Here is a 14,784-nt window from a genome sequence, read left to right as displayed (position 1 = left end):
AAATAAAAAAAGTCTGAATCAATTCCATTCACAATGATTCAGACTCAACTATCTATTAACTTGCTGCAAAACTCCGGAACTTCCTCAGCATATGGAAAAAAACGATGTAAAATATGGAAACCCTGTTATAATAATATTACAGGGGGATGATTGATTATGAATTATATTGTAAACGCGTTTATAGAAATTCCAAAAGGAAGTAGCAACAAATATGAATACAACAAGGAATTCAAGGTTTTTGAACTGGACAGATCGCTTTTCTCACCCATGTTCTACCCGACAGACTACGGTTATATACCCGATACACTTGCAGAAGATGGCGACCCTATTGATATAATGGTACTTATTGCAAACCCTACATTCCCAGGATGTCTTGTACACGCAAGAGTAATTGGAATGTTTCTTATGAAGGATGAAAAAGGCAAAGATGAAAAAATCATAGCTGTACCACGAAATGATCCAAGATTTACTGAAATCGAGTCAATTGATGATTTAGGTGCACATATGAAGAAAGAATTTGAGCACTTTTTCTCGGAGTACAAAAGACTTGAAGAAAAAGAGGTAATTGTAAGCGGTTGGGCTGGGATAGAAGCAGCAATTGAATCTATAGAAAAATCAAGAATTGCATACAAAGAAGCCAAAGAAGCTTTAGAGTAATTGATATAGATTATCATTTACAACACCCTAATTCTATGTTATAATATTCATGGCTTAAAAAATTATCGCGGCAAATTTCTATATGGAGATGATAATTAATGGCTAACATGAATGGACCAAGATTTAAGCTAAGCAGAAGGCTTGGTTTGAATGTATACGGACATCCCAAGGCTATGGACAGAGCTATGAAAGGCACATCCAGAGCAGACAAAAAATTAACGGAATATGGACAACAATTACTTGAAAAGCAAAGGCTTAGGGCCTATTATGGCGTAATGGAGATACAATTTGTAAAGTATGTTGTCAAAGCTAAAAAAAGCGATGACCAAACTGGACATGCTCTAGTTAAAATTCTTGAATCAAGGCTTGACAATCTTGTTTACAGGTTGGGGATTGCCTCCTCTATCAGACAGGCAAGACAAATGGTAGTACATGGTCATATCCTTGTAAATGGTAGTAAAGTTGACATACCTTCTTATCTTTGTGAACCGGGAGACACAGTAAAGCTAAGGGAAAAATCAAAAAGTATTGAAATTTTCAAAGAGAATTTTGAGAATGCACTACCAAGTACTCTTCCTTATCTTACCAAGGATGCGAACAATTTCGGAGGAACCTTCGAGAGGCCTCCTGAAAGAGAAGAAGTCCCAATTGAAATCGAAGATCAGCTTGTGGTAGAATACTACTCAAAACTGATTTAAGAATATTTAAAGGAAGGCCTCACATAACTGAATGTGACCTTCCTTTTTTTCTTACTCCATATCCATCAACTTGGTCTTAACCAAATCAATAAGCAATTTGTAAATGAATACAGTCGATAATACGATAATCATTACGTATAACCCCAATACTACTGGTAATCCATAGTCTGGTAACAACAAATACCCAAGAAATGCTGCTCCGACTAAAAAAAGAGTCCCTATCGCCATAGATATCAATACATTTAGGTTCTGCTTCATAGCTTGCTGAGGGTTTGTCCATTCAATCATTGGTCTAATAATATCAATCGTCATGCCTATCATAGTCAAAGGAACACTTGCGGATATTCCTAACAATAGAATGATCATAATCTCAAATATATTCAGGGGAACAATAAAGAAAATCCCGCCTATTAAAAGTACACCACCTACAACTTGCAAAGCCACAGATGGCAGAGTTCTTCCTATAACCTGTGCTCTCGGGTCTATTGGAAGCGTCCTCTGTATCCACATATTTGTTCCCTCTCTTGAGAATGTTGTTGCTCCCAGTGCATTCAATACCCCAAATGAACCTATAACAGCGATGGATCCCAATACTAGTATTTCCCTGCTTTGAAGGATCATTTCCTTCATCGGTTCATAGGCCTCTCCACCAGTCACCATGGATATTACCAGTAGGATTGGCAGAATAACAACCCCTCCTACTGAGTTCATTAGGTATACAGGAGTTTTAATTATCATTAAGATTTCCTTCTTTGCAATTGCAATTATTGGGTTCCCGATTTTTAATACAGAAGATGTATCCAACTTCTTTCCTCTTCCTTTTGAAGCTGAAACTTCAATATTTCCAATAAGTCCATCAAAGAATATCTTTTCTGCTAGAATCATCATTAATGCAAAACCAACTAAACCTGATCCTATAAATAAGAACAGATTAAACACTCCCTGAACAGAGAAACCTTTTGACAGTGCCAAAGCCCCCCACATGGCAGGTGGATATGCTATTCCTGCCTTGGTAAGCAGCAGATTTGCATCTCTGGCCAGATTGAACATGAAGTTTTCACTATCAATCATGCTCTGGGTTGTCCATTGGTTCAGCTTAAGCTGAACAAAAATGACCAATGCAATAAAAACCAATGCAGTTATTATTCTAATTAGGTCTTTCTTACCTTTGATATTTGTATACTTCATAAATATCATAATAAAAACTGATGAAATCACCAAAGGCAACACCGGTAATGCTATAACTGCTAAAATACTAATTAACCAATAATCTATTCCTACATTTCCCCTTGTACCATATATAATGATAAAAGGTATAATAACAGGAAGACTTGTCAAATATTCACTTACCATCAAGGATACAAATTTTGATCCAATTATGTGGGATGGCTTTATAGGTAATGGTACCAAGTGTGGAAGATCATTTGAAAAATAATATTTACTCATTACATACATAAATCCAAGAACCAATACTATCAGTTGAGCAGACATGAATCCCATGTGCAAAAAGAACGACTGCTGCCCAATTTGCCGGAAAGCATCATAAAAGGATCCCAATGCCCTTATAACAAGAATGTAAGATGGTAAAAGAGACAAAATGGCTAGTGTTACAATAGCCATAGGAACTATTTTTTTCCCTTTTCTGATATTATAAGCAAGGGAAGAGAGTCCAAAGGTGATGTTTAAATCAGTCCTAATAAGTGAAATCAGTTTCCTATTCATTATCTGTCAACTCCAGAAAAATATTTTCGAGAGATTCTTTTTCTTGAGCACTCCTTCTCAACTCTTCCATACTTCCCATTGCGATAATCTTACCATTATTAATAATCGCAATTCTATCACACAGTTTTTCGGCAACCTCCATAACATGGGTTGAAAAGAATACAGACTTACCTTCGTCACACATTTCTCTCATAATCTCTTTTAGATTAAATGATGACTTAGGATCCAAACCTACCATTGGTTCATCCAAAATAAACAGATCTGGATCGCTCATCAATGCTGCCGTCAAAACCAGTTTTTGTTTCATTCCATGTGAGTAACTGCTTATTATATCTCCAAGTGAATCATTGATCTTGAATATTTCACTGTAGTAATCAATCTTTTTGATTCTAGTTTCAGTCCCTATGCCATACATATCACCGATAAAATTCAAATACTCGACGCCACTTAACCTATCATAAATTTCGGGATTATCAGGAACATAGCTGATTCTCTCCTTGGCTTTCATCGGTTCATCCCAAACATTTATTCCATCGAGCACTACTTTTCCTTCATCAGGTTTTAGAAGACCAACTATCATTTTTATGGTTGTAGTCTTCCCGGCACCATTGGGACCAAGAAATCCAAAAATCTCACCTTTTTTTACCTCTAGACTAATACTATCGACTGCTTTTATTTCCCCTTTATTATAGGATTTTGAAAGTTCTTCAATTTTTAGCATTCAGACACCTCCGATAAAAAATTATCATATGTATAGCTTAACATAGAATCAGGATTTTGGGCAAAAAAAGGTGGGAACATTGTTCCCACCTCAGAATACTAGATTTCATCAACTACCTTTGCAAATTCTTTCTCTACATAATCTGTAGAAATTCTCTTGTTAAACATTTCTCCGTCTTTCACAACAGACAGTCTTGCTTTACCATCGTCAAAAGCAAAGCCTTCAGTATAGAGTATTTCCTTACCATAAATTGGCCAGAAGGTTGCTTCCTTAAATTTGAATAGATCTGTATACTCCGGAATAGCCTTGGATACAAGTTCAGTAAGCTGGTCAATCTTCTTATACCGTACAGTTCTTCCAAGTATACGCATCATCTCGTCCACTACCTGCCAGTTTGAATATCCTGTCAAAGGAGGAATTGCCGAATATGACCTCTGTATTCTTCTCTCTGAATTTGTCACAGAGCCAGTGGATTCAGCATAGCTTACTGCTGGCAATACGACATCCGCTCTCTCACCTGTCGGTGTAACATAAAGATCCTGTACAGCAAGGAATTGAAGATTCTCAAGATATTCAAGAGGAATGTCCTCTCCAAATACAAGCAACCCTTTTATAACTCCATCCTTAATTCCTTGAACTATCTCTTGACTTGGCTTGTCAACTCCCAAGTCAGCCAATCCCTGACTATTGTTTTTCGGCTTAAGCTGAATAATTCCTCTTCTTGGCTTGCCGATTTTACCTGCTATAACCGCTATGCTAGCCAGAATTTTTGCTGCTTCACTTGTCAGATGGTTCTCGTCAAATATAATCATCGCAGTCTTTGACTCAAGGTAAATTTCTGCAATGTCTATTGCTGCATTTCTTGGTTTGAAATCCGCCAGACTTTCCTTAAGTTCATTGTAACCGACAACATTCTTGGGCTCTTCTGCCTTGTCCATTACTACCTTAAGAATTCCCTTTAGAAGATCAAGATTATTATCAGGACTTACGGTTGCTTCTGTCCAGTCATTAATTTGATCATAGGTATTGTTTAGTACAACCAATCTTGCTCCTTTTTCAACAGCCTTCTTGACCTTTAAAGCAGCTATGGTATGATCTTTCATCATGTGGGCACCAGCAACGAGAATAAACTCTGCATGTTCAATTTCGCTGAATGTACTCGTAGAGGCATCATAGCCCAATACTTCTTCAATTCCCCCGTAATTTCTGTTAAATGATGTTATGTTGTCAGTTCCAAGGTATTTTTTAGCAAATTCCTTGGCGACATATATCTCTTCGTTAGTATATCTGTCTGATATTGCAACAGCAACTGCTTCAGGACCATATTGAAGTTTAAGAGACTGCATTGTCTTAGCTGTCATTCTCAAACCTTCGTCCCAGGAAGCTTTACCTAGTTCTCCATTTTCTCTTCTTACTAGAGGCTTGGACAATCTTGTCTTCTGATTGGCCTGATTGTAACCAAATCTCCCTTTTACGCATAGTAATCCCTTGTCAACGTCAGATTCCTTGTCTGGTATAGCTCTATATAGCATATCTCCATTAGTTTCAAGATCAATATTACATCCAACTGAACAGAATGAACAAATTGTTTTTGACATTTCAGTCTCAACTGGAACAGACTTATCAATCTGAAGTCTCTCTTGAATAGCTCCTACCGGACATACACTTACGCACTGTCCACAAGCTATACAACCTGTATCAGCAAGCTTAAGGTCAAGAGCCGGTTTGACTATAGTATCAAAACCTCTGTCCACAAGACCGAGAGCACCATTATCCATAACTTGATCACATACTCTTACACAAAGACCACAAAGAATACACTTATCTGTATTTCTAACAATAAACGGATGACTGTCATCATCTTCTCTGTAATGTACTTCACCTTCAAATTTTTCAGGTTCTACATCGTATTCGTTGGCATAGTTATATAGTTTGCATTCGAATACATCATGACATCCACATTCAAGACATCTCATTGCATCCTTTACCGCATCTTCCTCCGAGAATCCTTTATTGACTTCTCTGAAGTTATATTTACGTTCCTCAGGAGAAAGGTGAGGCATGGTTGATCTGTATTCTTTCTTTCTGTCATTGTAATGTTCACTAGTCAAATGTGTTCTTTCAACTACATACGGTTTTCTGTAGGGAATCACATGCCCTTCCAGATATGAATTGATTACACCAACAGCTCTTTTTGCATCTCCTATAGCCTTGATTGCAATATTTGCACCTTCATTTATTACATCTCCACCTGCAAAAATACCCTCTACATTTGTCTGGTAACTATTCTCATCGACTGCTATGGTGCCTCTCTTGGTCTTTTCGAGAATTTCAAAACCTTCAAGTGCTGATTGCTGTCCAATTGCACCTATTATAAGATCTACATCAATATATTCAACCTCTCCTTCAATAGGAATTGGTCTTCTTCTTCCAGATGCATCCTCTTCACCAAGTTCCATCTTCTGAAGTTTTACCTTTGAAGCTCTGCCATTCTCTTCGATTATTTCCATTGGAGACACTAGGAATTTAAACACTACTCCCTCTTCCTTTGCTTCCTTTATTTCTATATAATCTGCCGGCATTTCTGCTTCTGTTCTTCTATATAGTACGTATACTTCTTTTGCTCCAAGTCTTACTGCAGTTCGACATGCATCCATAGCAGTATTTCCGCCACCAACAACAGCAACTCTTTCACCAATTCTCATCTCTTCGTTTACTGTAGCTTTTCGCAGGAAGTCAATTCCTCCAATTACTCCTGGAAGATCCTCTCCCTCCAATCTAAGGGGTGTGCTCTTCCAGGCACCTATTGATACGTAGCAGGCATCAAAATTATTCTGAATATATGATATGTCAAGCTGCTCTCCTACCTTAACATTATTTACAAATCTTGTTCCCATCTTCTCAATGATGGCAACTTCTTGGTCTATTACACTTCCGGGAAGTCTGTATTCTGGTATACCATATCTGAGCATTCCACCCATCTCTGGCATCTGCTCGTAAATGGTTGTATGGTGACCAGCTACATTAAGGAAATATGCTGCTGATAATCCTCCAGGACCACCACCTATAATAGCAATTCTCTTTCCGGTTGATTCAGCTAATTCCGGAATAAATACATCGTCACTGGCCAGGTCAATATCAGCCAGAAAAGCTTTCATATGGGCAATTGAGATAGGCTCTTCAACAAGCTCTCTTCTACAAGCATCCTCACATGGATGAGGACAAACCCTTCCTATACAAGCTGGAAGCGGCAACTGTTCCTTTATGAGCTTAAGTCCTTCCCTGTATTCCATATTAGCTGCAAGTCCTACATAACCCTGACAGTCAGTATACCCTGGGCATGCCAGAACACAAGGAGCCTTACAATCTCCAACATGGTCTGACAACAACAATTCAAGTGCTGTTTTTCTTGAACTCTTTACTCTTTCAGTATTCGTATTTATAATCATACCATCCGATGCCACAGTAGCACATGACCTCAGAAGTTTTGGAACCCCTTCAACCTCCACCACGCATAGTCCACATGATCCGTATATCTCTACCCTCTCGTCAAAACACATGGTAGGGATTTCAATTTTATTTTCTCTTGCAATGTCAAGTACGGTCTGACCTGCATTACCTTTAACTTCTTTTCCATTTATATTTAAATGTATAACAGACATATTTCACCCCTACCTTTAACTTATTGTTATTGCATCAAATTTACATACCTCATAACACTTGCCACACTGAATACATATATCCTGATCTATCTCATGGAGCAGCTTAGGCTCTCCGGTTATTGCTTCAACTGGGCAGCTTCTCTTACACATTCCACAGCCAATGCAATTATCCTTAATTTCATATGTTATTAGCGCCTTGCAAGATTTCGAAGGACATTTCTTATCAAATATATGTGCTTCATACTCATTTCTAAAGTATCTTATTGTACTTAGCACAGGATTCGGTGCAGTTTGTCCTAATCCGCAAAGAGAGCCGTCCTTTACCTCAACAGCTAGACTTTCAAGAAGCTCAATGTCACCCTCTCTACCGTCACCCTTTACAATTCTTTCAAGAATCTCAAGCATTCTTTTTGTTCCAAGTCTACAATGGATACACTTACCACATGACTCTTTCCTGGTAAAATCAAGGAAAAATCTTGCCATCTCAACCATACATGTTGATTCATCCATTACCACCATACCACCAGAACCCATAATGGCACCAACTTTTCCAAGTGACTCGTAATCAACAGTTGTATCAGAAATATGAGCTGGAATACAGCCTCCTGATGGTCCACCCATCTGTACTGCCTTAAATTCCTTGTCGTTTAGAATTCCACCACCGATTCCGTAAATGATATCCTTGATAGGCATTCCCATTGGAACTTCAACAAGTCCACCCTTTTTTATCTTTCCTGTAAGTGCAAACACTTTGGTTCCTTTTGATTGTGCTGTCCCATATGCCGCAAAGGCATCCCCACCTTTTCTAATGATCCATGGAACATTTGCAAAGGTTTCAACGTTGTTGATATTTGTTGGCTGCCCCCAGAATCCTTTTTGTGCAGGGAACGGTGGTTTCAGTCGAGGCATTCCTCTTTCGCCTTCCAAGGAAGCAATTAGTGCAGTTTCCTCTCCACATACAAATGCTCCTGCGCCAGCCTTTATTCTGATGTCGAAATTAAATCCTGTCCCCATGATATCATTACCAAGATAGCCAGCCTGCCTTGCCTGCTTGATTGCAATATCAAGTCTCTTTATTGCAAGTGGATATTCAGCTCTAACATATATTATGCCTTCCTCGGCTCCAATTGCATAGGCTCCTATTGCCATCCCTTCGAGGAGTCTATGTGGGTCTCCTTCAAGTATTGACCTGTCCATAAATGCTCCCGGGTCTCCTTCATCGGCATTACATACCATGAATTTGGGTGTGTTTTTCTCTTGGAGTGCAGCATTCCATTTAAACCATGTTGGAAAACCTGCGCCTCCTCTACCCCTCAAACCCGAGTCCCTTATTTCTTCAACTACATCCTTTTGTGAAAGCTCCTTAAGACATTTTTCCAATGCCTTGTATCCATCTTTTTCTATGTACTCCTCAAGTCTTTCAGGATTTATTATCCCGCAGTTTTCAATTGCTATTCTCACTTGTTTAAGGAGTGCTTCCTCATCAACTGAGGATATTCTATATGTATTATCGTCTTCCTTTGCAAGCTTTTTTTCAATAAGCCCAACTACCTTATCCCCTGAAACCTTTACAAAACGTTCCATTCGTCCTTCATCATCATAAATGTCCACTATGGGCTCCAGATGACACATCCCGACACAGCCGGTAATTTCCAAGTCTATATCCATTCCAAGGTTACTTACCTGATTTTCAAGCTCTTCATATACCTTCCTGGCACCAGCTGCAATTCCACAGCTTCCAAGACCGACTACTACCTTCATCTAGTTCTCCTCCTTCTCTTCAAGGGTGTTTTTACCTATTCCCCTTATGATATCTTTAGCCTTCTGAGGAGTAAGACTACCGTATGTTTCTCCATTTATCATCATTACTGGAGAAAGACTGCAACATCCCAGACAAGCCACATTGTTCAGTGTAAAAGCATTGTCCTCTGTTGTTTCCCCGTCTTTAATGCCTAATTCCTCCACTATCGCTTCCTCAATGCTGTCTGCGCCATTTACATGACACGCTGTACCCTTACAAAGCATGATCAGATTTTCTCCTACAGGATTTAACCTAAACTGAGTGTAAAATGTTGCAACACCATATATCTGTGAACTGTAAATCCCAGTTTCCTGTGATACATATTCCAAAACAGACATGGGCAAGAAACCATATATTTCCTGTGCATTCTGAAGTATGGTTATAAGGCTACCTTTAACTTCCTTATATTTCATAATGGTATCATCCAGAAGGGACAAATCAACTTCTTCATCGAGGAAGTGTCCTTTTAATTCCTTTGCTCCACAGCAATCCACATTACCAACTCCTTTACTTATAATTTTAGTCACCAAATTTATTATACCTCAAGTATTCAGAATTAACAATCATTTGAGTGCATAAAACCCCTCCTGTTATTGTTATCTTATTGTCATTTACTTATCATCCTGTGGCCTACTTAAACCTTCTATTAGGAACGCTTTCGTAGATGTAATATGAAAATGGAATCTACAGTTGATTGCAGATTCCCATCTCTAGATTATTATAGATCTACTGGCTTTTTAACCCATTTATTGAATTTTTAACTTATGTCATTGATCTATCAATATCCTGAAATATCGACCATATTAATTTTAATCGATGGAGCTCCATAATGACCCTTCCCAGGGAAACCCAAGTAAATATCATCAGAAATATCATAAATGTTGCTCAACATTTCAATAAAATTTCCAGATATAGTAATCCCATTGACTGGTCTCTTTATATCGCCCTCTTTAATAAGGTATCCCTGAGCCTGAAGTGAAAAATCACCTGATACAGGATTTAATCCTGAGTGTAAACCCGCCACGTCAGTTATATACAATCCCTTTTCAATGCTTTCTATCATTCTTTCCCTAGATATAGCACCTGGCGATACTATTATATTGGTTGGTCGTGTTCCAACAAGTGCCCTGTAGGAATCTCTGAATCCGTTTCCTGTTGAAACCATTCCTTCCTTGTTTGCAGCTCTTGAATTAAAGAGATACTCCTTTAGAACACCTTTTTCAATAATTCTTTTATAGGTAGTAGGAAAACCTTCATCATCAAATCTACAAGTGCTAAAACCGCTATCCAGTAGAGGATCTTCAATTATTGTCAGATTCTCACTACCAATAACACTACCAATTCTACCAATTAAAAAAGATAATCCCTCCTGAACATTTTCTCCTGAAAATGCAGGCATAAAACCTTCAAGCATCTCACTAAATACTCGATTCTTTATTACAACTTTATACTTTCCACTCTTAACTGGTCTTCCGTTCAACAAGGAAACTGACTCCACAACAGCCTCCCTTGCAATTTTAGCAATGTCGATATCCTTTGGATCCCTGAACAAGAACATGCTGCTTCCAGTTCTTGTGTCATCCCCATCCTTTGCTAAAACTGATAGATGCACATATCCCCCCGACATACTGTCTGACAGGTTTACTCCATTAGTATTTTTTATTTCTCTATCAATGCTAAATTCTTCGTAAGAACAAACTTGTAAATTACTTACTCTTCTATCCATTGATAAAGCTATTTTTTCGAGGTTAGTCATAAGATCAATTTTTTCTTCGACTGAGAGTTCATTTATGTTTTTTTCTTTCTGAGACCATATATCCTTGTGTTTTAATGGTCTAGAAAAAGATGCCCTTTCTTTACTATCAGTATACTCACCATTTTTAATTGCTTCATCTATGATCATTCGAGCTGATTCCTCATCCAATTTTTCGGTATATGAATAACCCATACCTTTACCAGCAAAACCTCTTAAAGATACACCTGATGAGTCTGATACAATATATTTGTCAACTTGGTTGTTGAAAATTTCAATTTGAACTTCTCTCCTAGACTCATAAAAAATCTCCATATCATGCATTTCTTTTTTACCTTCCTGAAAAACAAGGTTGCTGAAATCCTCAAATTTCATCAAGCACCACCCTTTCTGCCGCCTACAGTAATATCACTGACCCTAATGGCAGGCTGACCTACATTTACAGGAATTGAACCACTAGATGCACCACACATACCCTGTTCAAGTTTTAAATTGTTTCCAACTCCATCAATAAGTTTAAGAACTTCAATTCCGTTTCCTACCAAGGTAGCTCCTCGCACAGGAGTTGTAATCCTTCCGTTCTCAATTAGATAGCTTTCCATTACAGAGAAATTGAAGTCCCCTGTTGCAGGATTAACACTTCCTCCACCCAGTTTTTTTGCATATAATCCCCTATCAATTGATTCAATCAATTCTTCCCGTGTGGATTCACCAGGTACAATAAAAGTATTGTTCATCCTTGAAGTAGGTGGAAATCTGTAAGACTGTCTTCTAGCAGATCCAGTAGAATCTAAACCCATTCTTCTACCATTGAGCTTATCAACAAGGTAAGATTTCAATATCCCATTTTCAATAAGAATATTTTCTCTTGTAGGAGTACCTTCATCATCAATATTCGTAGTTCCCCAACCATTTGCTATTTTGCCATCGTCTATAGCTGTTACTAATGGTGAGGCAACCATCTTTCCCAGCTTGTCTCCAAAAGCTGAAGTTCCTTTTGATACAAAAGAAGCTTCGAGAGCATGACCACAAGCCTCGTGAAATAGAACACCTCCAAAGCCGTTTTCAATAACAACTGGCATTCTACCACTTGGAGCCTGATCGGCATATATCATAACTTTTGCAATTCTAGATGCCTCTCTGCCAACTTCAACAACATCTATTTTGTCATAAAATTCATAGCCCATGGAAGCTCCTGGTGCGTAGTATCCCAGTTGAATCTCTCCATTAAAACTTGCTGCTGAAGACACTGCAAATCTTGTTCTCCTTCTAATGTCATCTGACCATAAGCCATCAGAATTCGCTATAATGATATTCTGCTCCTCCTCCATATAAGTTGTGGTTACCTGTGAAATAACTTGATCGTAATTCTTAGCAGCATGATAAGCTTTTTTAAGAAGATCAATCTTGTAGTTTTTTTTCACATCCGCAAACTTGATTTGAACAGGATTATATTCAGATCTGTTATTCTTGATGAAGCTCTTTGAGTTTACAGCTCTTTTTCCCCTTAGTGATAAGGATAATCGTCTTGTGAGACTTATCAATTCTTTCTCTGAAGAATCATTTGTATATCCATATATACTGTTAGTGCCATTCAGTATTCTTATTCCTATACCGTAATCTCGACCTGAAAGACTGTCTCTTATCTCTCCTTCTACCAACTTAATATTCGAAGTTATTTTATCTTCAAGAAAAATTTCCGCAAAGTCTCCTCCATATGATAAAGCTTCATCTAGCACATTTTCAACCAAGTTTCTGTTAATCATCAGTCTCCACCTGACTCTTCATTAGTTCTTTCTGAAGTTCAACAATGGATAGTTTTGAAACATTTTCTTTTGGAACCTCAAGCTCTTCCAAAATTTTTCTCAAATCATTTTCATTACTAACCTCAATTTCAATGTACGGATGTGGGTAAGTTTCCTTATCCCAGATGTCAACATCAACTCTACCATTCATAAATGAGTAGGAAACCCTCTCCTTGTAACCTATCTTGATTTCGTCAAATCCTAGATTTTTCATGATATCGAGTAATGTATCCTTGTCATCAACCAGGACATTATACTCTTCGTTTTCTCTTAAATCATCGTTCAATATATTCTTTTTTAATGTAAATGTCGTGGTCTTGCTACCATCAATAATATTATGATTTTCTCTTATGCGTAGATAAGCATCCATATATGACTTAATCGGACGTTGTGAAGAATCAATCAGTGTGTTAACCTGATTCTCCCTGCCAATCAGTTTTCCACCCTTTGAAATAATTAGCTTCTGCATTTTCTTAATATCCATATCAAGAACCTTGACTTCTAGTTCTTTAACCATGTTCTACCTCCTAATTATCTGCTTACTCCTGAGTATGCTTCCTCGTCGCAAATAAGTGTAACATCTGGATGAAGCAACAAAAATGTTGCAGGTATTCTTGATGTTACCTTACCGCTATTTAGCAGCTTGCTGATTACTTCAGCCTTTCCTTCTCCACTGGCAAGTATTATAATTTTTTCAGCCTTCATAATACTTCCCATTCCCATTGATATCGCCTGTGTTGGTACCTGATCTATGGATTGGAAGAATCTCGCGTTATCTTCAATGGTCTGCTCCGAGAGCTCAACTAGACCAGTTCCTAAAGGCAGTTCATCATCTGGTTCATTGAATGCTATATGGCCGTTCGAGCCAATACCAAGAAGCTGAATTCTTATACCTCCTGATTCTGTTATCATTTGATCATATTTCTCCCCATATGCTTTGGGATCCTCAGTCAAACCCTCTGGTACATGAGTATTATTCTTATCAATATTTATGTGGTTAAACAATTGTTCATTCATAAAGTGTCTGTAGCTGTTTGGATTATCTCCAGAAAGGCCTAGGTACTCATCGAGATTAAATGATTTTACCCTTGAGAAATCAAGCCCTTTCTCCATATGCCTTCTTACTAACTCCTTATATGTTCCTACTGGTGTCGATCCAGTTGCTAATCCAATTACAATTTCAGGATTATTTCTGATTTCAGATTCAAAAAAATCTGCTGAGGTCTTGCTCATTTCATCATATGATTTTGTTACTATTGTCTTCATTCCAGTCCCCCTCAATAATCTTTAACTTGAAATCCAGATAATCACTGGATACCAATTTAAAGTCCACCCCATTTATTATCCCTTCAACTGCATATCTAAGTCCCTCTGCATGAAGATGACCGTATATGCAGGTATCAACATTATGTTTAACCAGTACATCGACAAAATCGTTTGGCCTAAGCTTTCCATCAAATGGTGGGTAATGAAGCATGGCAATTTTTTTTGATACACTATCTTCCATGGACGATAGTGATGCATCTAGTCTGAGCAGTTCTCTTTTATAGATTTTTTCATCCCCCTCATCAAATCCTTCTGAATCCCGGCTCATCCAGCCTCTTGTACCACCAATGCCTACATTTTTGTATAGATAGGAATTGTTTCTTATAAAAGTTATTGACTCAAGATCTAGTGATTTAAGCCTTGAAATACTTTCCCACCAATAATCATGATTCCCTTTGATAAATAGCTTGTGTCCTGGCAGACTGTCAATCAGCTTAAGATCGGGAACAGCCTCATCCAGCTTCAGCGCCCATGATATGTCCCCAGGCACAAGGACAAGGTCATCGTCAAAAACAGTTGACTTCCAATCATCAACTATCTTTTCTTTGTGGTTTATCCAGTTCTCACCAAAAACATCCATTGGCTTTTGTTTTGAATGATCAAAATGAAGATCTCCAATTGCATATATCATATACGCAC

Annotated in this window: 12 protein-coding genes; 2 read left to right on the top strand and 10 right to left on the bottom strand. The window is 38.0% G+C overall.

The genetic code is table 11. From position 1 onward, the window contains the following. The first annotated feature begins 156 nt into the window (after positions 1–156). Together ACOEN1_RS09660 and rpsD are read left to right on the top strand one after the other, a co-directional pair. Positions 157–657 (top strand): inorganic diphosphatase, encoded by a 501-nt coding sequence (locus tag ACOEN1_RS09660; protein WP_422486689.1) that lies wholly within the window; start codon positions 157–159, stop codon positions 655–657. Between the two features lie 98 nt (positions 658–755). Then, a complete protein-coding gene (rpsD, locus tag ACOEN1_RS09655; protein WP_422486688.1) occupies positions 756–1,355 on the top strand; it encodes a 30S ribosomal protein S4 in 600 nt (199 codons plus the stop codon). A 51-nt stretch (positions 1,356–1,406) separates the two neighbouring features. On the opposite strand, the gene ACOEN1_RS09650 is transcribed toward rpsD, so the two are convergent. The 10 genes from ACOEN1_RS09650 to ACOEN1_RS09605 all read right to left on the bottom strand — a co-directional run bounded on the left by ACOEN1_RS09650 (position 1,407) and on the right by ACOEN1_RS09605 (position 14,776). Next, a complete protein-coding gene (locus ACOEN1_RS09650; protein WP_422486687.1) occupies positions 1,407–3,077 on the bottom strand; it encodes a putative ABC transporter permease subunit in 1,671 nt (556 codons plus the stop codon). Continuing rightward, positions 3,070–3,798 (bottom strand): ABC transporter ATP-binding protein, encoded by a 729-nt coding sequence (locus ACOEN1_RS09645; protein ID WP_422486686.1) that lies wholly within the window; start codon positions 3,796–3,798, stop codon positions 3,070–3,072. The genes ACOEN1_RS09650 and ACOEN1_RS09645 overlap by 8 nt, the downstream gene beginning before the upstream one ends. 98 nt (positions 3,799–3,896) lie before the next feature. After that, positions 3,897–7,460, bottom strand: coding sequence for a molybdopterin-dependent oxidoreductase (locus ACOEN1_RS09640; RefSeq protein ID WP_422486685.1), 3,564 nt, complete (start codon positions 7,458–7,460; stop codon positions 3,897–3,899). Between the two features lie 15 nt (positions 7,461–7,475). Next, positions 7,476–9,221 (bottom strand): NADH-ubiquinone oxidoreductase-F iron-sulfur binding region domain-containing protein, encoded by a 1,746-nt coding sequence (locus tag ACOEN1_RS09635; RefSeq protein WP_422486684.1) that lies wholly within the window; start codon positions 9,219–9,221, stop codon positions 7,476–7,478. Further along, positions 9,222–9,755: an NADH-quinone oxidoreductase subunit NuoE gene (gene nuoE / locus ACOEN1_RS09630; RefSeq protein ID WP_422486683.1), complete on the bottom strand. Its 534-nt coding sequence runs from the start codon at positions 9,753–9,755 to the stop codon at positions 9,222–9,224. Between the two features lie 284 nt (positions 9,756–10,039). Continuing rightward, complete coding sequence (locus ACOEN1_RS09625; protein WP_422486682.1) at positions 10,040–11,389, bottom strand: TldD/PmbA family protein; 1,350 nt, start codon at positions 11,387–11,389, stop codon at positions 10,040–10,042. Next, on the bottom strand, positions 11,389–12,780 hold the full coding sequence (locus tag ACOEN1_RS09620) for a TldD/PmbA family protein (protein ID WP_422486681.1): 1,392 nt from the start codon (positions 12,778–12,780) through the stop codon (positions 11,389–11,391). Before ACOEN1_RS09620 ends, ACOEN1_RS09625 begins: the two co-directional genes overlap by 1 nt. Then, the gene (locus ACOEN1_RS09615) at positions 12,773–13,336 is read right to left on the bottom strand and encodes a class IV adenylate cyclase (protein WP_422486680.1); all 564 of its coding nucleotides are present in this window, start codon (positions 13,334–13,336) and stop codon (positions 12,773–12,775) included. Before ACOEN1_RS09615 ends, ACOEN1_RS09620 begins: the two co-directional genes overlap by 8 nt. 14 nt (positions 13,337–13,350) lie before the next feature. Beyond that, positions 13,351–14,085, bottom strand: a complete 735-nt coding sequence (gene nagB / locus ACOEN1_RS09610; RefSeq protein ID WP_422486679.1) for a glucosamine-6-phosphate deaminase — start codon at positions 14,083–14,085, stop codon at positions 13,351–13,353. Further along, positions 14,057–14,776, bottom strand: a complete 720-nt coding sequence (locus ACOEN1_RS09605) for a metallophosphoesterase (RefSeq protein ID WP_422486678.1) — start codon at positions 14,774–14,776, stop codon at positions 14,057–14,059. The genes nagB and ACOEN1_RS09605 overlap by 29 nt, the downstream gene beginning before the upstream one ends. Between the last annotated feature and the right edge of the window lie 8 nt (positions 14,777–14,784).

The sequence above is a fragment of the Gudongella sp. DL1XJH-153 genome, assembly GCF_049310905.1.
Lineage (GTDB): Bacteria > Bacillota > Clostridia > Tissierellales > Tissierellaceae > Gudongella.
This window is presented reverse-complemented; position numbering and strand designations above follow the sequence as displayed.

Excerpts from the sequence above, each read along its gene's own strand:
- ACOEN1_RS09660 (WP_422486689.1), top strand. The coding sequence starts at position 157 with ATGAATTATATTGTAAACGCGTTTATAGAAATTCCAAAAGGAAGTAGC.
- ACOEN1_RS09620 (WP_422486681.1), bottom strand. The coding sequence starts at position 12,780 with ATGATTAACAGAAACTTGGTTGAAAATGTGCTAGATGAAGCTTTATCA.
- ACOEN1_RS09650 (WP_422486687.1), bottom strand. The coding sequence starts at position 3,077 with ATGAATAGGAAACTGATTTCACTTATTAGGACTGATTTAAACATCACC.
- ACOEN1_RS09645 (WP_422486686.1), bottom strand. The coding sequence starts at position 3,798 with ATGCTAAAAATTGAAGAACTTTCAAAATCCTATAATAAAGGGGAAATA.
- ACOEN1_RS09605 (WP_422486678.1), bottom strand. The coding sequence starts at position 14,776 with ATGATATATGCAATTGGAGATCTTCATTTTGATCATTCAAAACAAAAG.
- ACOEN1_RS09635 (WP_422486684.1), bottom strand. The coding sequence starts at position 9,221 with ATGAAGGTAGTAGTCGGTCTTGGAAGCTGTGGAATTGCAGCTGGTGCC.
- ACOEN1_RS09615 (WP_422486680.1), bottom strand. The coding sequence starts at position 13,336 with ATGGTTAAAGAACTAGAAGTCAAGGTTCTTGATATGGATATTAAGAAA.
- rpsD (WP_422486688.1), top strand. The coding sequence starts at position 756 with ATGGCTAACATGAATGGACCAAGATTTAAGCTAAGCAGAAGGCTTGGT.
- ACOEN1_RS09625 (WP_422486682.1), bottom strand. The coding sequence starts at position 11,389 with ATGAAATTTGAGGATTTCAGCAACCTTGTTTTTCAGGAAGGTAAAAAA.
- nagB (WP_422486679.1), bottom strand. The coding sequence starts at position 14,085 with ATGAAGACAATAGTAACAAAATCATATGATGAAATGAGCAAGACCTCA.
- ACOEN1_RS09640 (WP_422486685.1), bottom strand. The coding sequence starts at position 7,460 with ATGTCTGTTATACATTTAAATATAAATGGAAAAGAAGTTAAAGGTAAT.